31 protein-coding genes are annotated in these 15,796 nt (G+C 62.7%); all 31 read right to left on the bottom strand.

Going from position 1 to position 15,796, the window contains the following annotated elements:
* Positions 1–198: 198 nt before the first annotated feature.
* A complete protein-coding gene (gene infA, locus L9O85_RS14145; RefSeq protein ID WP_050623219.1) occupies positions 199–417 on the bottom strand; it encodes a translation initiation factor IF-1 in 219 nt (72 codons plus the stop codon).
* Entirely contained in the window at positions 404–703 is a 300-nt protein-coding gene (locus tag L9O85_RS14150) for a KOW domain-containing RNA-binding protein (RefSeq protein ID WP_050623218.1), read from the bottom strand. The genes infA and L9O85_RS14150 overlap by 14 nt, the downstream gene beginning before the upstream one ends.
* Positions 696–1,460: a type I methionyl aminopeptidase gene (gene map / locus L9O85_RS14155; protein WP_050625387.1), complete on the bottom strand. Its 765-nt coding sequence runs from the start codon at positions 1,458–1,460 to the stop codon at positions 696–698. The genes L9O85_RS14150 and map overlap by 8 nt, the downstream gene beginning before the upstream one ends.
* Positions 1,461–1,471: 11 nt before the next feature.
* Complete coding sequence (locus L9O85_RS14160) at positions 1,472–2,104, bottom strand: adenylate kinase (protein WP_050625386.1); 633 nt, start codon at positions 2,102–2,104, stop codon at positions 1,472–1,474.
* A gap of 18 nt (positions 2,105–2,122) precedes the next feature.
* A complete protein-coding gene (secY, locus tag L9O85_RS14165) occupies positions 2,123–3,493 on the bottom strand; it encodes a preprotein translocase subunit SecY (RefSeq protein WP_108980322.1) in 1,371 nt (456 codons plus the stop codon).
* Positions 3,494–3,934, bottom strand: coding sequence for a 50S ribosomal protein L15 (gene rplO, locus L9O85_RS14170; protein WP_050623216.1), 441 nt, complete (start codon positions 3,932–3,934; stop codon positions 3,494–3,496).
* A gap of 19 nt (positions 3,935–3,953) precedes the next feature.
* Complete coding sequence (gene rpmD, locus L9O85_RS14175; RefSeq protein WP_050623215.1) at positions 3,954–4,136, bottom strand: 50S ribosomal protein L30; 183 nt, start codon at positions 4,134–4,136, stop codon at positions 3,954–3,956.
* A gap of 13 nt (positions 4,137–4,149) precedes the next feature.
* Positions 4,150–4,650 carry a 30S ribosomal protein S5 gene (gene rpsE / locus L9O85_RS14180; protein WP_050623214.1) on the bottom strand — a complete coding sequence of 167 codons (501 nt, stop codon included), beginning with the start codon at positions 4,648–4,650 and terminating at the stop codon, positions 4,150–4,152.
* 17 nt (positions 4,651–4,667) lie between these two features.
* A complete protein-coding gene (gene rplR / locus L9O85_RS14185; protein ID WP_050623213.1) occupies positions 4,668–5,027 on the bottom strand; it encodes a 50S ribosomal protein L18 in 360 nt (119 codons plus the stop codon).
* 14 nt (positions 5,028–5,041) lie between these two features.
* A complete protein-coding gene (gene rplF, locus L9O85_RS14190; protein ID WP_050623212.1) occupies positions 5,042–5,587 on the bottom strand; it encodes a 50S ribosomal protein L6 in 546 nt (181 codons plus the stop codon).
* A 13-nt stretch (positions 5,588–5,600) separates the two neighbouring features.
* Positions 5,601–5,999, bottom strand: a complete 399-nt coding sequence (gene rpsH / locus L9O85_RS14195) for a 30S ribosomal protein S8 (RefSeq protein WP_050623211.1) — start codon at positions 5,997–5,999, stop codon at positions 5,601–5,603.
* A gap of 428 nt (positions 6,000–6,427) precedes the next feature.
* Positions 6,428–6,613 (bottom strand): type Z 30S ribosomal protein S14, encoded by a 186-nt coding sequence (locus tag L9O85_RS14200; RefSeq protein ID WP_050623210.1) that lies wholly within the window; start codon positions 6,611–6,613, stop codon positions 6,428–6,430.
* A gap of 15 nt (positions 6,614–6,628) precedes the next feature.
* A complete protein-coding gene (gene rplE / locus L9O85_RS14205; protein WP_108980321.1) occupies positions 6,629–7,180 on the bottom strand; it encodes a 50S ribosomal protein L5 in 552 nt (183 codons plus the stop codon).
* Between the two features lie 20 nt (positions 7,181–7,200).
* Complete coding sequence (rplX, locus tag L9O85_RS14210; RefSeq protein ID WP_108980320.1) at positions 7,201–7,518, bottom strand: 50S ribosomal protein L24; 318 nt, start codon at positions 7,516–7,518, stop codon at positions 7,201–7,203.
* 15 nt (positions 7,519–7,533) lie between these two features.
* A complete protein-coding gene (gene rplN / locus L9O85_RS14215; protein ID WP_050623208.1) occupies positions 7,534–7,902 on the bottom strand; it encodes a 50S ribosomal protein L14 in 369 nt (122 codons plus the stop codon).
* Between the two features lie 12 nt (positions 7,903–7,914).
* Positions 7,915–8,175 carry a 30S ribosomal protein S17 gene (gene rpsQ / locus L9O85_RS14220; protein WP_050623207.1) on the bottom strand — a complete coding sequence of 87 codons (261 nt, stop codon included), beginning with the start codon at positions 8,173–8,175 and terminating at the stop codon, positions 7,915–7,917.
* 16 nt (positions 8,176–8,191) lie between these two features.
* Complete coding sequence (gene rpmC / locus L9O85_RS14225) at positions 8,192–8,389, bottom strand: 50S ribosomal protein L29 (RefSeq protein ID WP_050623206.1); 198 nt, start codon at positions 8,387–8,389, stop codon at positions 8,192–8,194.
* On the bottom strand, positions 8,389–8,820 hold the full coding sequence (rplP, locus tag L9O85_RS14230) for a 50S ribosomal protein L16 (protein WP_050623205.1): 432 nt from the start codon (positions 8,818–8,820) through the stop codon (positions 8,389–8,391). The genes rpmC and rplP overlap by 1 nt, the downstream gene beginning before the upstream one ends.
* Positions 8,820–9,686, bottom strand: a complete 867-nt coding sequence (gene rpsC, locus L9O85_RS14235; protein WP_256183297.1) for a 30S ribosomal protein S3 — start codon at positions 9,684–9,686, stop codon at positions 8,820–8,822. Before rpsC ends, rplP begins: the two co-directional genes overlap by 1 nt.
* Before the next feature lie 15 nt (positions 9,687–9,701).
* Positions 9,702–10,034 (bottom strand): 50S ribosomal protein L22, encoded by a 333-nt coding sequence (gene rplV / locus L9O85_RS14240; protein WP_050623203.1) that lies wholly within the window; start codon positions 10,032–10,034, stop codon positions 9,702–9,704.
* 14 nt (positions 10,035–10,048) lie between these two features.
* Positions 10,049–10,321, bottom strand: a complete 273-nt coding sequence (rpsS, locus tag L9O85_RS14245; protein WP_050623202.1) for a 30S ribosomal protein S19 — start codon at positions 10,319–10,321, stop codon at positions 10,049–10,051.
* Positions 10,322–10,335: 14 nt separating this feature from the next.
* On the bottom strand, positions 10,336–11,169 hold the full coding sequence (gene rplB / locus L9O85_RS14250) for a 50S ribosomal protein L2 (RefSeq protein WP_050623201.1): 834 nt from the start codon (positions 11,167–11,169) through the stop codon (positions 10,336–10,338).
* A gap of 15 nt (positions 11,170–11,184) precedes the next feature.
* Entirely contained in the window at positions 11,185–11,478 is a 294-nt protein-coding gene (gene rplW, locus L9O85_RS14255; RefSeq protein ID WP_050623200.1) for a 50S ribosomal protein L23, read from the bottom strand.
* The gene (gene rplD / locus L9O85_RS14260; RefSeq protein WP_050623199.1) at positions 11,478–12,098 is read right to left on the bottom strand and encodes a 50S ribosomal protein L4; all 621 of its coding nucleotides are present in this window, start codon (positions 12,096–12,098) and stop codon (positions 11,478–11,480) included. Before rplD ends, rplW begins: the two co-directional genes overlap by 1 nt.
* Before the next feature lie 19 nt (positions 12,099–12,117).
* The gene (rplC, locus tag L9O85_RS14265; RefSeq protein ID WP_050623198.1) at positions 12,118–12,849 is read right to left on the bottom strand and encodes a 50S ribosomal protein L3; all 732 of its coding nucleotides are present in this window, start codon (positions 12,847–12,849) and stop codon (positions 12,118–12,120) included.
* 146 nt (positions 12,850–12,995) lie between these two features.
* Complete coding sequence (gene rpsJ, locus L9O85_RS14270; RefSeq protein WP_050623197.1) at positions 12,996–13,310, bottom strand: 30S ribosomal protein S10; 315 nt, start codon at positions 13,308–13,310, stop codon at positions 12,996–12,998.
* A 393-nt stretch (positions 13,311–13,703) separates the two neighbouring features.
* The gene (locus L9O85_RS14275; RefSeq protein ID WP_301579004.1) at positions 13,704–14,405 is read right to left on the bottom strand and encodes a hypothetical protein; all 702 of its coding nucleotides are present in this window, start codon (positions 14,403–14,405) and stop codon (positions 13,704–13,706) included.
* Positions 14,402–14,638, bottom strand: coding sequence for a hypothetical protein (locus L9O85_RS14280; RefSeq protein ID WP_301579006.1), 237 nt, complete (start codon positions 14,636–14,638; stop codon positions 14,402–14,404). The genes L9O85_RS14275 and L9O85_RS14280 overlap by 4 nt, the downstream gene beginning before the upstream one ends.
* Positions 14,639–14,674: 36 nt before the next feature.
* Complete coding sequence (locus tag L9O85_RS14285; RefSeq protein ID WP_301579008.1) at positions 14,675–15,244, bottom strand: permease prefix domain 1-containing protein; 570 nt, start codon at positions 15,242–15,244, stop codon at positions 14,675–14,677.
* Between the two features lie 15 nt (positions 15,245–15,259).
* Entirely contained in the window at positions 15,260–15,466 is a 207-nt protein-coding gene (locus L9O85_RS14290) for a hypothetical protein (protein ID WP_301579010.1), read from the bottom strand.
* On the bottom strand, positions 15,442–15,792 hold the full coding sequence (locus tag L9O85_RS14295; protein WP_256183301.1) for a permease prefix domain 1-containing protein: 351 nt from the start codon (positions 15,790–15,792) through the stop codon (positions 15,442–15,444). The genes L9O85_RS14290 and L9O85_RS14295 overlap by 25 nt, the downstream gene beginning before the upstream one ends.
* Between the last annotated feature and the right edge of the window lie 4 nt (positions 15,793–15,796).

Genomic DNA, 15,796 nt, shown 5'->3' on the forward strand with positions numbered 1-15,796 from the left:
GCCCCGTCGTTGTCACAAGCTTCGCATCGCTCACATCCAGCCAGAGCTGAATGTTCGTTCGCTTCACTGCCCCTCCTCTCCAAAGCGGACCCGCTTCGCTGGGCTTCGCTTTAAGGCGGCCTGCGGCCGCTGAGGGAACGGATTCCCCGGAGGCAAGGCTCCAGAGGAACCAGCCTGTGACAGCGCGGTCGTTAATAGTTACTTAGAACGCCAGGTGATACGGCCCCGGGTGAGGTCGTAGGGTGACATCTGCACGGTCACCTTGTCCCCGGGCAGGATACGGATGAAGTTCATGCGAAGTTTCCCAGAGATGTGGGCCAGAATGATGTGGCCATTGCCAATATCCACATGGAAGGTGGTATTGGGAAGGGATTCGGTGACGATTCCCTCCAGCTCAATCATATCATCTTTCGCCAAGCGTGATTCCCTCCTTGAAGGCGGCCAGCGCCCTTCTCAGTTCTCGGTCTGATACCGGTTCCCCTTGTCTCAGCTTGTGGATGGCCGGGTGGTCATACTCCTGCCGGACCTCGGTCAGCTGCCGTACATGGCCCAGCTTCTTTGCCTTTGGCCGGGAGACCTTTCTTCGTTTCCCGTCTGCCAGCAGCAGTCGCTCCTGCCGCTGGTCCATAGCAACGACGCAGAACACGCCGCCCTTATCCCGTCCGGCGGTCGCCTGGACGATTTGGCCTGTGTAATCAAACATAGGCTCCATCCTCGGTGACTGTGAGGACCTCGGCGTCACCTTCGGTGATGAGGATCGTATTTTCATAGTGGGCGGCCAGAGAGCCGTCCAGCGTTTTGACGGTCCAGCCGTCGGGCAGCACCCGGATCTGCCAATCGCCCACATTGACCATGGGCTCCACCGCCAGAGTCATGCCGGGCAGCAGACGGGGGCCGTGGCCTGCGGGGCCGAAATTACGTACCTCCGGGGCCTCGTGGAGCTTTGCGCCCACACCGTGACCCACATAGTCCCGGACCACAGAGAAGCCGTTGGCCTCCACATAGGCCTGGACCGCATGGCCGATATCGGACACCCGGCAGCCCTTCCGAGCCATTTTGATGCCCTCCCAAAAGCTCTGCTGGGTCACTTCGATCAGCTTTTTTGCCTGATCGCTGATCTGACCGCAGGCATAGGTGGCGGCACAGTCGCCGTGGAAGCCGCCGATGAAAGCACCTACGTCTACGCTGACGATGTCGCCCTCCTTCAGCTTCCGGGGACCGGGGATGCCGTGGATCACCTCGTCGTTCACCGAGATGCAGGCCGAACCGGGAAAACCGCCGTAGCCCAAAAAAGAGGGCTTGGCCCCGTGGCTCTCGATAAAGCGGCGGACCGCTGTATCGATCTCATGGGTAGTGACGCCGGGTGCCACCATGGAACCAGCCAGGGCCCGGGCCTGGGCGGTGATCCGCCCGGCCCGGCGCATGGCCTCGATCTCCCTGGGAGATTTAATGGAAATCAGTTCTACGCCTTTCACGCCTTCAGCGCCTCCATGATGACCTCAGTGGTCCCCTCTATAGTGGGCTGATTCGGGATGGGGTTCAGGATCCCTTTGGACTCATAGTACCCCTTCAGCGGCTCGGTCTCGCTGTGGTAGACCTCCAGGCGGTGACGCACCGTCTCCGGCCTGTCATCATCGCGCTGCATCAGTACGCCGCCGCAGCTGTCGCATATCCCCTCCTGTTTGGGGGGCTTGGCGTGAATGTGGTAGGGTGCGCCGCAGGTGGAGCAGACTCTGCGTCCCTCCATGCGCTCCTCGATCTCCGCATCGGAGATCTCGATGGAGAGCACGTGATCAAAGGTGACGCCGGCCTGATCCAGGGCCTCGGCCTGGCCGATGGTGCGGGGCACCCCGTCCAGGATGAAGCCGCTTGCGCAGTCGGGCTGAGCCAGGCGCTCGGCCACGATGCCGATGATGACCTCGTCGGGGACCAGCTTGCCCGCGTCCATATAGGACTTGGCCTGGAGCCCGATGGGCGTGCCGTCCTTGATGGCGGCGCGGAGGATATTGCCGGTGGATATGGTCGGAATGCCCAGCTTGGCACTGAGGATCTCAGCCTGTGTACCCTTGCCCGCACCGGGGGCGCCCAGCATGATCAGCTTCATACCCATGATCAAAGCCCCTTACTCCAGGAAGCCCTTGTAGTGGCGCATCAGCATCTGGGCCTCCAGCTGCTTGACGGTCTCCAGGGCCACGCCTACCACGATGATGACGGAAGTACCGCCGATGGCCAGGGAGCTGTAACCCACCAGGTTCCCGGTGATGATGGGCGCGATGGCGATCACAGACAGGTACAGCGCACCGAACATGGTGATTTTGTTGAGCACCTTGGTAATGAAGTCAGCGGTAGGCTTGCCGGGACGGAAGCCGGGGATGAAGCCGCCGTTCTTCTTCAGGTTATTGGCCACCTCAATGGGGTTGAACTGCATGGTGGCATAGAAATAGCTGAAGCCGATGATCAGCAGGAAATACAGGATGCTGTAGAACGGCTTGCTGGTGTCGAACAGCTTCAGGAAGCCGCCCCAGAAGCCCGGAGAATCCATGGTGTGGCCGGTAAAGGCCCCGATGGTGGCGGGCAGAGAGGCAATGGACTGGGCAAAGATGATGGGCATGACGCCGCTCATGTTCACCTTCATAGGGATGTGAGTGGACTGGCCGCCGTACATCTTCCGTCCCACAACCCGCTTGGCGTACTGCACAGGCAGGCGGCGCTCAGCGTTGGAGATGAACACGATGAAGATCACCAGGGCCAGCATGCCCACTACGATCAGGGCCACCACCCAGGGGGGCAGCAGGCTCTTCTGGTAGGCAGTGATAGCGGTCTCGCTCATCCCCATCTGGGTCAGCTCTTCCGCGCTCAGGCCGGCGGCCCATCTGGTCACGCCGGTGTAGATGTCGCCCACCATCTGGGGACCGCGGGAGACGATGCCCGCGAACAGGATGATGGAGATGCCGTTGCCGATACCGAACTCAGTGATCTGCTCACCCAGCCACATCAGGAAGGCAGAACCGGCGGTGAAGGACAGGACGATGACGATGCCCGCCCAGATGCCGTTGACGCTGCCGCTCTCCACCAGGCCGTAGCTCTTGATCAGGGTGTAGTAGCCGAAGCCCTGCAGAAGTCCGATGGCCACAGTGGTGTACCGGGTAATGGAGGCGATCTTCTTGCGGCCCTCCTCGCCGCCCTCCTTGGCCAGCCGCTCCAGAGCGGGAATGGCCACGGTCAGCAGCTGGATGATAATGGATGCGTTGATATAGGGCTGGATGCTCAGGGCGAAGACGGTGGCCATGGAGAAGGCGGAGCCGCTCATGGCGTTCATCAAGCCCAGGATGGTGCCGCTCTGAGCCGCCAGATAAGTCTCCAGGGTGGTGGAGTCAATATAGGGCACCGGCACGGCGGAACCCAGGCGGAAGATCAGCAGCGCAAAGATGGTGAACATGATCTTCTTGCGCAACTCAGGGACCTTCCACGCGTTGCGTACTGTTTCGATCACTTAGATCACCTCATACTTTCCGCCAGCCGCGACGATCTTCTCCTTCGCGGAAGCGGAGAAGGCGGAAGCCTGGACATGCAGCTTCTTGGTCAGATTGCCGTTGCCCAGGATCTTGACGCCGTACTGGCACTTGGAGAGGATACCCTTCTCCAGCAGAGCCTGGGCGTTGACCACAGCCCCGTCCTCGAACTTCTCCAGAGCGGAGACGTTGATGGACTCCAGGGGCTTGGCGAAAATGTTGTGGAAACCGCGCTTGGGCAGGCGGCGGGCCAGAGGCATCTGGCCGCCCTCGAACCCGACGCGGACGCCGCCGCCGGAACGGGCCTTCTGGCCCTTGTGTCCACGGCCGCCGGTCTTGCCGTTGCCGGAACCGGCGCCGCGGCCCTTGCGGTAGGGCTGCTTGTTCGCGCCGGCTGCGGGAGAGAGTTCATGCAGATTCATTTCTCGAGCGCCTCCTTCGTCAGTTTTCCTCGGTGACCTGAAGCAGGTAGCCGATGTGGGCGATCTTGCCCCGGGTAGCCGCGTTGTCGGGCTGCACGGTGGTGTCGCCGATCTTACGGAGGCCCAGGGCCTCGGCAGTCGCCTGATGCTTGGCGATGCGGCCGTTCAGGCTCTTGACCAGCTTAATGTTCAGATTAGCCATTGGAACGTCCTCCTTAACCCACGATCTCTTCCACGCTCTTACCGCGGATGCGGGCCACTTCCTCGGGGCTCCTCAGGGACTTGAGGCCCTCAAAGGTCGCGGAGACCACGTTCTGCGGGTTGTTGGAGCGCAGGCACTTGGTGCGGATGTCCTTGATCCCCACGGCCTCCATGACCGCACGGACGGGACCGCCGGCGATGACGCCGGTACCGGGGGCGGCGGGCTTCATCAGCACGCGGCCGGCGCCGAACTCGCCGATCACCTCGTGGGGGATGCTGGTGCCCGCCAGGGACACAGTGATCATGTTCTTCTTGGCATCCTCGATGCCCTTGCGGATGGCCTCGGGCACTTCGGCGGCCTTGCCGGTGCCGAAGCCCACACGGCCCTTCTCGTCACCCACCACCATCAGGGCGGCAAACTTCATCACGCGGCCGCCCTTGACGGTCTTGGATACGCGGTTCAGGGAAACGAGCTTCTCCACGAACTCGCTGGGTTCTCTCTCAAATCTAGCCATTGTCGTTTCCTCCTCCCTTAGAACTGCAGGCCGCCCTCACGGGCGCCTTCGGCCAGAGCCTTGACACGGCCATGGTACACATAGCCGCCGCGGTCGAACACCACGTTCTCAATGCCCTTCGCCTTGGCACGTTCGGCCACGTTGACGCCCACCTGCTTGGCGGCGTCGGTCTTGGTGCCCTCACAGGAGAAATCCTTCTCCAGGGAAGAAGCGGAGACCAGGGTCTTGCCGTTCACATCGTCGATGATCTGGGCGTAGATGTTGGTCTCACTGCGGAAGACGTTCAGGCGGGGACGCTCGGGCGTGCCGGAAATCTTCGCACGCACACGCTTGTGGCGCTTGATGCGCTGGGAACGAGTATCAGGTCTGTTGATCATAGTGGCACACCTCCTTACTTCTTGGCGCCGGTCTTACCAGCCTTGCGGCGGATGACCTCGTCGGTGTATTTGATGCCCTTGCCCTTATAAGGCTCGGGGGGACGTTTCTCTCTCACTTCGGCGGCAAACTGGCCCACCTGCTGCTTGTCGCAGCCGCTGATAATGATCTTGTTGGGGGTGGGGGCCTCGATCTTGATGCCCTCGACTTCCTCCACGATCACCTGATGGGAGAAGCCCAGGTTCATGACCAGCTTGCTGCCCTCCATGGCCACGCGGTAGCCCACGCCGTTCACGTCCAGCTCCTTCTTGAAGCCCTCGGTCACACCCACCACCATGTTGTGGAGCAGAGTGCGGGTCAGGCCGTGGAGCGCGCGGTTCTCCTTGGCGTCGTTGGGACGGGTCACCTTCAGCTCGGCGCCCTCCTGGGCGATGGTCATGTTGGGGTGGAACTGACGGGTCAGGGTGCCCTTGGGGCCCTTGACGGTCACCACGTTGTTCTCTTCGATTTTGATCTCCACGCCGGCAGGGATGGCGATAGGAGCTCTTCCGATTCTCGACATTCCTATACCCTCCTTACCAAATGAATGCCAGGACTTCGCCGCCGACATGGGCCTCGCGGGCCTTCTTGTCGGTCATGACGCCCTTGGACGTGGACACGATGGCAGTACCCAGACCGCGCAGGACGCGGGGCAGCTCATCGGCACCGGCATAGACGCGCAGACCGGGCTTGGACACCCGGCGCAGGCCGCTGAGGACCTTCTCCTTGCCGGCATTGTACTTCAGGGTGATGCGGATCACGCCCTGCGTGCCGTCGTCGATCAGCTGGAAGTTCTTGATATAGCCCTCTTCCAGCAGGATCTGCGCGATGGCCTTTTTCATGTTGGACGCGGGGACATCCACGGTGTCATGCTTGGCGTTGTTCGCGTTGCGGATCCGGGTCAGCATATCCGCAATGGGATCGGTGATGTGCATGAGTCTTACCTCCTATTCAGATTACCGGCAAGCCGGTACAGACGGCAAGGTATCGGGAATTAGGCTCGTCCCCGACCTGTTGACCGCCTCTGCGCCCTTTGGGCGCATCTATCAAAACCGCCCGCAGACGGAGTTGACCACCACTGGCGACCGCCTCGGGCGGCCGCGCGCTCACAGCAGCGCAAAGCCCCGTAGCCGCGGACTGCGTCCAGCGGATTACGGGTTTCGCACACCTGAAAGCGTGGGAAATTCTTTTCTGCGCCCTTGAGACGCAATCGGTTTATTATACCCCTGTTTTTCCCGGTTGGCAAGGGCTTTTAATCACGCACTCGTGAGTGCGTGGAAAGATTCTTTGGGAAGGGGCCAGGATTTGGCCCCTTCCCTGAAGATCTTATAGGGAACAAACTGCCAGGCAGTCAGAGCGCCCCTTACCAGGAGGCCTTCTTCACGCCGGGGATCTGGCCCTTGTAAGCCAGCTCGCGGAAGCAGATACGGCAGATGCCGTAGTCACGCAGGTAGGCGTGGGGGCGGCCGCACAGCTTGCAGCGGTTGTACTGCCGGGTGGAGAACTTGGGCTCTCTCTGCTGCTTCAGGATCATGGATTTCTTAGCCATAACTTCTCCTCCTCCTTAGCGGGTGGCAAAGGGGGCGCCGACGAGCTTGAGTAGCTCCCGGGCCTCTTCGTCCGTCTGAGCGGTGGTGCACACCACGATGTCCATGCCGCGGATCTTGTCGATCTTGTCGTACTCGATCTCGGGGAAGATCAGCTGCTCCTTGACACCCAGGGCGTAGTTGCCGCGGCCGTCGAAGGAATCGGCGGAGATGCCGCGGAAGTCACGGACGCGGGGCAGGGCCACGTTGAACAGGCGGTCCAGGAACTCCCACATCTTGTTGCCCCGCAGGGTGACCTTGGCGCCGATGGGCATGCCCTCACGCAGCTTGAAGTTGGCCACGGACTTCTTGGCCTTGGTGACCACGGCCTTCTGGCCGGTGATGGCGGTCAGGTCGGACACCACGGCATCCAGCACCTTGGCGTTCTCCCGGGCTTCGCTGCAGCCCACGTTGAGGACGATCTTCTCCAGGCGGGGGATCTGCATGGTGGACTTATAGCCGAACTTCTGCATCAGAGCAGGAGCGACCTCGTCCTGATACAGCTTCTTCAGGTTGGGCGTGTTAGCCATTTCGATTCACTCCTCCTCTCTCAAATCTCGGCGCCGCACTTCTTGCAGACGCAGACCTTCTTGCCGTCCGCCAGCAGCTTGTGGGCGGGGCGGGTGGGCTTATTGCACTTGGGGCAGACGCGCTGCACCTTGCAGGCATAGATGGGGGCTTCCTTCTTCAGGATGCCGCCCTGGTCGCCCTGCTTGCGGGGCTTGGTGTGGCGGGAGACCACGTTGACCTTCTCCACGATGACCTTGCCGGCCTTGGGCTGGACCTCCAGCACCTTGCCCTGCTTGCCCTTGTCCTTGCCGGACAGGACCACGACCACGTCGTCCTTCTTGATGCTCATTTTATTCATCGTTCAAACCCTCCCTTACAGCACTTCGGGAGCCAGGGACAGGATCTTCATGTAATCCTTGTCACGCAGCTCGCGGGCCACTGGGCCAAAGATACGGGTGCCGCGGGGGTTCTTGTCCTCCTTGATGAGGACGGCGGCGTTGTCGTCGAACCGGACATAAGAGCCGTCCGCGCGGCGCACGCCCTTGGCGGAGCGGACGATGACGGCCTTGACCACCTCGCCCTTCTTGACCTGACCGCCGGGAGCGGCCTTGCGCACGGAAGCCACGACCACATCACCGATGTTGCCGAACTTGCGCTTGGAACCGCCCAGAACGCGGATGGTCTTGATCTCCTTGGCGCCGGTATTGTCGGCGACCTTCAGATAGCTTTCTTCCTGGATCATGCCGGCACCTCCTTATTTCGCCTTCTCGATGATCTCAACCACGCGCCAGCGCTTATCCTTGGACAGGGGGCGGGTCTCCATGACGCGGACGCGGTCACCCACGCCGCACTGGTTGTTCTCATCGTGAGCCTTCAGCTTATAGGTTCTCTTTACGATCTTCTTGTACAGAGGATGGGCCACGCGGTCGGCGATGGCGACCACCACGGTCTTGTCCATCTTGTCCGAAACCACCAGGCCGACTCTGGTCTTGCGGGAAGAAGTTCTGTTTTCCATGTCTTAGTTCCTCCTCTTAGCGGCCGGCGAGCTGCTGCTCGCGGATGATGGTCTTGACCCGGGCGATATCCTTCTTGACCTGAGCGATCCGGATTGGGTTATCCAGCTGGTTGGTGGCGTGCTGGAGGCGCAGGTTGAACAGGTCCTTCTTCAGGTCCACCAGCTTGCTCTCCAGCTCGGCGGCGGACATCTTACGAACTTCATTGGCCTTCATTACGCTTCACCACCCTTCTCGGTCTCTTCACGCTTGACGATCTTGCACTTGACGGGCAGCTTGTGGCTGGCCAGACGCAGAGCCTCGCGGGCGACCTCCTCGGAGACGCCGGCGATCTCGAACATGACGCGGCCGGGCTTGACCACGGCCACCCAGTACTCAGGGGAGCCCTTACCGGAGCCCATGCGGGTCTCGGCAGGCTTCTCAGTGACCGGCTTGTCGGGGAAGATCTTGATCCAGACCTTACCGCCGCGCTTGGTGTAGCGGGTCATGGCGATACGGGCGGCCTCGATCTGGTTGCTGGTGATCCAGCTGGGCTCGATGGCCTGCAGGCCCCACTCGCCGTAAGTGACGGTGTTGCCGCGGCTGGCCTTGCCCTTCATGCGGCCGCGGTGGACACGGCGGTACTTTACGCGCTTAGGCAGCAGCATTACTGAGCGCCTCCTTCCTTCGGAGCATTGGCCTGACCGGCGGGACGGGGGCCACGATTGTTATTGAAACCACCCTGACCGGCGGGACGGGGGCCGCGGTTGAAGCCGCCGCCCTGGCGGTCCCGGTTGAAGCCGCCCTGACGGCGGTCACCGTCGCGGCGGTCCCGGCGGGGACGCTCCCGGCGCTCCTGATAGGGCTTGCTGGTATCCAGGGTGCGGGGGGTGGTGCGCAGGGTCTGAGTCAGGACCTCGCCCTTGTAGATCCACACCTTCACGCCGATGCGGCCGTAGGTGGTGGCGGCCTCCGCGAAGCCGTAGTCGATGTCGGCGCGGAGGGTCTGCAGGGGGATGGTGCCGTCGTGATAGTGCTCGGTGCGGGCGATCTCAGCGCCGCCCAGGCGGCCGGAGCAGCAGGTCTTGATGCCGCGGGCGCCGGCGCGCATAGCGCGGCCCATGGCGTTCTTCATGGCGCGGCGGAAGCCGATGCGCTTCTCCAGCTGCTGAGCGATGTTTTCCGCCACCAGCTGGGCGTCCATGTCGGCGTTGCGCACCTCGATGATCTTCAGGTCAACGGGCTTGCCCACCATGGCGGTCAGGCCGGCCTGGATCTTGTTGATCTCCTCGCCGCCCTTGCCGATGACCACGCCGGGCCGGGCGCAGTGCAGATACACGCGGACCTTGGCGTTGTCGCGCTCGATCTCGATCTTGGGGATACCGGCGGAGTACAGGGTCTTCTTCAGGTAGTCCCGGATCTTCTTGTCCTCCACCAGCAGGTCGCCCACCTTTTCGTTGCGGGCATACCAGCGGGAGTCCCAATCCTTGATGACACCCACGCGCAGGCCGTGGGGATTAACTTTCTGTCCCATAGTTCTCCTCCTCCCTTAGCGCTCGCTCACCGCGATGGTGACGTGAGAAGTGCGCTTGTTGATCCGGTACGCACGGCCCTGGGCGCGGGGCATGATGCGCTTGATGATGGGGCCGGGATTGGCGTAGCAGGCGGACACATACAGCTTCTCAGGGTCCATCTGGTGGTTGTTCTCCGCATTGGCGGCGGCGCTCTTCAGCAGCTTGAGCACGGGCTCAGAGGCAGCCTTGGGCGTATTCAGCAGGATGGCGGTGGCGGTGGCCACGTCCTTGCCCCGGATGAGGTCCAGGACGATCTTCACCTTACGGGGAGAGATCCGCAGATATTTCAGGTTGGCTTTTGCTTCCATCTTTTCTCTCCTCCTTACTTACCGGTCTTGCTGCCCGCGTGGCCCTTAAAGGTGCGGGTGGGCACGAACTCGCCCAGCTTGTGGCCCACCATGTCCTCGGTCACATAGACGGGGACATGCTTGCGGCCGTCGTGGACAGCAAAGGTGTGGCCCACGAAAGCGGGGAAGATAGTGGAGGCGCGGCTCCAGGTCTTCAGGACCTTCTTCTCGCCGGTCTGATTCATCTCATCGACCCGCTTCAGCAGCTCAGGGGCGCAAAAGGGGCCTTTCTTGATACTTCTGCTCATCTTTTACTGCCTCCTTACTTCGCGTTGCGGTGCTTGACGATGAACTTCTCAGTACGGTTCTTCGTCTTGCGGGTCTTGTAGCCCAGGGCGGGCTTGCCCCAGGGGGTGACAGGGCCGGGACGGCCCACCGGGCTCTTGCCCTCGCCGCCGCCGTGGGGGTGGTCGCAGGGGTTCATGACGGAGCCGCGGACAGTGGGCCGCCAGCCCATGTGGCGCTTGCGGCCGGCCTTGCCGATCTGGATGTTGGCCCAGTCGGTGTTGCCCACCTGGCCGATGGTGGCCTTGCAGTTCTCCCGGATATAGCGCACCTCACCGGAGGGGAGGCGGACCTGGGCCATGCCATTCTCCTTGGCCATCAGCTGGGCGGCCACGCCGGCGGCGCGGACCAGCTGGGCACCCTTGCCGGGGTAGAGCTCGATGTTGTGGATCATCTCACCCACGGGGATGTTGGCGATGGGCAGGCAGTTGCCCGGCAGGATGTCGGCGTCGGGGCCGGTCATGATGATGTGGCCGGCCTTCAGGCCGTTGGGGGCCAGGATATAGCGGCGCTCGCCGTCCTCATACTCGATCAGGGCGATGTTGGCGGAGCGGTTGGGGTCATACTGCAGGTTCACCACAGTGGCCTTCCCTTCCTTATCGCGCTTGAAGTCGATGATGCGGTACTTCTGCTTGTTGCCGCCGCCGCGGTGGCGGACCGTGATGCGGCCATAGCTGTTGCGGCCGGCGTGCTTGCTGAGGACCTCAGTCAGGCTGCGCTCGGGCTTGGCCTTCTTATCGATGCCCTCGAAGGCGGACACAGTCATGTGACGGCGGGAGGGCGTTGTGGGCTTATAAGTCTTAATAGCCATTGTTCAATTTCCTCCTTACACCATGCCCTCGAAGAACTCGATGGCCTTGGAATCGGCGGTCAGGGTGACCATGGCCTTCTTCCAGCTGGGGCGGCGGCCGGCGGGCCGGGCACCCATGCGCTTCAGCTTTCCCTGCATGTTCAGGGTGTTGACCTTGGCGACCTTGACGCCGAAGATCTGTTCCACCGCCTTGGCGATCTCGATCTTGTTGGCGGACTTGGCCACCTCGAAGGTGTAGCGCTTCATCTCGGTATCCGCCATGGACTGCTCGGTGATGATGGGGCGCTTGATGATATCATAAGCGGTCATTACGCAAACACCTCCTCGATGATGGCCAGCGCGGCCTTATCGATGACCAGCTGGTTGGCGTTGACGATGTCATAGACGCTCAGGACCTTGGCGGTGGTGGTGACCACGCCGGGGATGTTCCGGGCGGACTTGACCACGATCTCATCCACCTCAGGGGTGATGACCACGGACTTGCCGGCGCCGATACCGGCGAGGAAGCCGCGCATGGTCTTGGTCTTGATCTCGTCCAGCTTCAGGCCGTCCACCACCTTGATGTCGCCGGAGGCGGCTTTGGCGGACAGGGCGGACTTCAGAGCCAGGCGCTTCACCTTCTTGTTCAGCGCATAGCTGTAAGAGCGGGGCTTGGGGGCGAACACGATGCCGCCGTGGGTCCACTGGGGAGCCCGGGTGGAACCCTGACGAGCGTGGCCGGTGCCCTTCTGGCGCCAGGGCTTCTTGCCGCCGCCGGAGACCTCAGCGCGGGTCAGAGCGGACTGAGTGCCCTGACGGCAGTTGGCCAGGTGGTTCTTGACCACCTCATGGACCACAGCCTGGTTGGGCTCGATGCCGAAGACCGCCTCGGAGAGCTCGATCTCACCGACCTGCTGGCCGGCCATGTTGTACACGTTTGCTTTCGCCATGATTTACACTCTCCTTTCCTTACTTGTTGCGGGCGGAGGCCTTCTGCGGGTTGACACGTGCGGAAGCCTTCTGCGGGTTGTTGCTGATGCCGGCGGCGGGGCCCTTCTTCTCCACGTGAGTCTTGACAGTGCTCTTCACGAACACGATGCCGCCCTTGGGGCCGGGAATGGCGCCGCGGACCGCGATCAGGTTGTACTCGGGGTCCACCTTGACCACGTCCAGGTTCTGGACGGTGACCTGCTCGTCGCCCATCTGGCCAGCGCCGATCTTGCCCTTGAAGATTTTGGACGGGCTGCTGTTGGCGCCCATGGAGCCGGCGTGGCGGACCACAGGGCCGGAGCCGTGGGTCTCCTTCAGGCGGTGGGCGCCGTGGCGCTTGATGACGCCCTGGTAGCCGTGGCCCTTGCTGATGCCGGTCACGTCCACAAAGTCGCCGGCGGCGAAGGTGTCAGCGGTGACTTTGTCGCCCACGTTGTACTTCTCGCTGTCCTTCAGGGCGAACTCCTTCAGCACCTTCTGGAACTCGGTGATGCCGGCCTTCTTCTGGTGGCCGGCCTCGGGCTTGGTGAGCTTGCGCTCGGGGATGGTCTGGAATCCCAGCTGAACGGCCTCATAGCCGTCCTTCTCGGCAGTCTTCTTCTGCACCACGGTGCAGGGGCCGGCCTCGATCACGGTCACAGGGACCGCGTGTCCGGCTTCATCGAAGATCTGGGTCATGCCGATCTTTTTGCCGATGATCGCTTTCTCCATATTGGATTTCCTCCTATATAAAGGTTATTGGTCGGCGTAGTTGGTCGCCCCATCGGGCTGGGGGCCATTGCTCCGACGACTTGACCCGTCCGCCTCCATGACGCGGCGGACTGCGGGTTCAACAGGGTTAGGGGAGATCTCAGCGCTTACAGCTTGATCTCGATCTCCACGCCGGCGGGAAGCTCCAGGCTCATCAGGGCCTCCACAGTCTTGGGGGAGGGCTTGATGACGTCGATCAGGCGCTTGTGAGTGCGGCGCTCGAACTGCTCACGGCTGTCCTTGTACTTGTGGACGGCCCGCAGGATGGTGACGACTTCCTTCTTGGTGGGCAGGGGGATGGGGCCGGAGACAGTGGCGCCGGTGCGCTTGGCGGTCTCCACGATCTTCTCAGCGCTCTGGTCGATGAGCTGATGATCATAGGCCTTGAGACGGATGCGGATCATTTCTTTCTGAGCTGCCATGGGTGTTCCTCCTTAACATACATACGAAGTTGACTCTGTCGCGCTTCGTACGGTGAGAGATCTCCGTCCACGCTATCGTGCGTATCACTCCGGGTCATGAAGAAAACCGGCGCATAGACAGGCCGGTTTTATCCCTGCCAGGCGATATACGCCGTGACACGGATCCTCTCAGCCGCCCGATTCTCGGACATACTCCGCGGAAGTTACCTCGTTTCCGAGCAATCTCCCGCATCATCGCAGACTGCGCCCTCACAGGCGCTTTGCTATCATACAACAACACCCCCGTGTGTGTCAAGGGTGTTTTGAAAATTTTTCGGCGGTGTTCCGCCAATTTCCCCGGCTTTTTCCTCCGGCCTCTTTGGGCATCCTGCCAGGGCGGCCCGCCGCCTGCGCTCAGGACTCCCGCACCGTGCCGCTCTGCCCCAGGAGCAGCGCCCCATCCTCCCGGTACAGGCGGAGGGTGTACGCCGCCCCCTCGTACCAGTCCCCGGAGTACGCTCCCTCCGGTGATTCCAGCGGAAACAGCCACACGCCGTCCTCCAGACAGAAGCCCTCCTGGGCGCGGCGGAGGAAGCGCTCGCCCCCCGGAAGCGCGGTGTCCACATCCAGCTCCGCCCGGGCCGGCTCCCCTGGGATCTGGAGAAACAGGAGGTTGCAGCCGCTCATCCGCGTCCTTCCGGGCTCCGGGACCCAGGCAATCACACCGTTGATCGGGACCGGAGCCGGCCCCTCCCCCAGGGGAAAGACCCCCAGGACCTGCCGCCCGGGCCGGTCCAAGGTGACAGAATAGACCCGATTCTGGGCAACACCCACCACAAACGGATCGAACACACTCAGATAGGTCCCATCCCGGCTCTCCACACTCCCTATATCTCCGGTATTCCAAAAGCCGCTCTGATATACGATCTCGCTCCGGGGCAGCAGATACTGCCCCTCCAGCTGCCGGAACGCCATCTCCGCTGTGGGCATGGGACAGCCGTACTGCCCCCACACCAGGGCGGCCAGCGCCAGGACCAGCAGCAGGTTCCGGGCAGCCCTTCCCTTGTGCCCCAGCCGGGGGCGGCGCTCCCACAGCGCCCTCCACGCTCCCTTCACGCCCTCTCCTCCTCCAAGTCCACAGTAAAAGTGAATATCGGGCTCCCTGGGCCGTAGTCCAGCCGGACCCACTCCGCCTCCGGGTCCCAGTCCTCCAGATACAGTTCATAGCCGCTGTGGAAGGGCCCGAAGCCCATTTGGCTCATCCCGTTCAGCAGTCCGCCCGTTTCCGGGTCCTCCGGGGAATCCGGCCCCAGGCCGCAGACTGCGCCGGTGCTGTCGGTCACAGTCATCCATTCCTCCCGCAGCCGGCCCCGCTCCCAGAAGCGCTAGGTGTCCACCCGGAGATAGCAGTACAGCCCCTGCCGCCCGTCCTCCCGCTGCCACAGGGCGGCCCGGAGCAGTGAGATCTTCTGTCCATTCACTGATGCTGTCAGGCAGGGCTCCAGGGTGAGGATCTGGTCCGGGTCCCCACCGGGCAGATAGCGGATATCGTCGCAGTCCCCCATGACCGACGTCCCAGGCAGGCCGTCCATGTCCCACCACTCGGAGCGGTGGTCGTCCCCCAGATAGGCGTCATCCCCCCGGAACATACCGATGGCCAGCAGCCACAGGAGGCCCGCCGTGAGCAGTACCCGGCTGGCCTGCCACAAGTACCTCGGCCAGGGCCGGTGGAGCTGGGCCAGCTCCTTTCCGATCTCCTCCGCGTCCCCCATCTGCTCCACCGCCTGCCGCTCCGCCTCCTGCCGCCCCAGGTCCGGGAAGATGCGGACCGGGTCCGCCGTCTTGTCCTCCAGGTGGGCCTCCAGCTCAGCCCGCACCGCCTCCCGGTCAGGCCGGGAGCGGATACCTGCCGCCGCCCGGTCCAGCCAGCGCCTTCCCTCTGATGTCTGTACCATCTCGTTCCTCCCCGCTCACTGTCTCCGCGCCAGTTCCTCTTCACCCAGCGCCGTGCTGACCTGGATCTCCTCCACCTCCAGCAGGTCCAGCCCAGGGCCGTACACCCGCAGGGTGCAGGGGACGCCCCAGCTCGTTCTTCTGCTTTTTCCGCCCCTGCATCTCTTCACCGCCTTTTCCGTCTCCCTGGCCCGCTCTGTCAGGCAAATTTCCAGAGCAGCCACAGGCACTCCACTGCCAGCACCACCAGCACCGCCCGGATCAGGAAGCGGGTCAGCTGCCACAGCTCTCCCACCAGCGGGCTGTGGACGCGGGCCAGCTCCTCCCCCAGCTCTTCCGCCGCCCCCATCTCCTCCAGGGCCCGCTGCTCTGCCTCCTCCCGAGTCAGGCCGGGAAAAATACGCATCAGGTCGGTGGCCTTATCCTCCAGATGGTCCAGCAGCTCCCGTTCCACCGCGCCGCAGTCCGGGTGACGAAAGATCTGCTCCGTAGCCCGGTCCAGCCATGCACGCCAAGCCGGTGCGCACTCCGTTCCCCACGATCGTTTCACGCCG

This window comes from Lawsonibacter asaccharolyticus (assembly GCF_022453915.1).
GTDB classification, from domain to species: domain Bacteria; phylum Bacillota; class Clostridia; order Oscillospirales; family Oscillospiraceae; genus Lawsonibacter; species Lawsonibacter asaccharolyticus.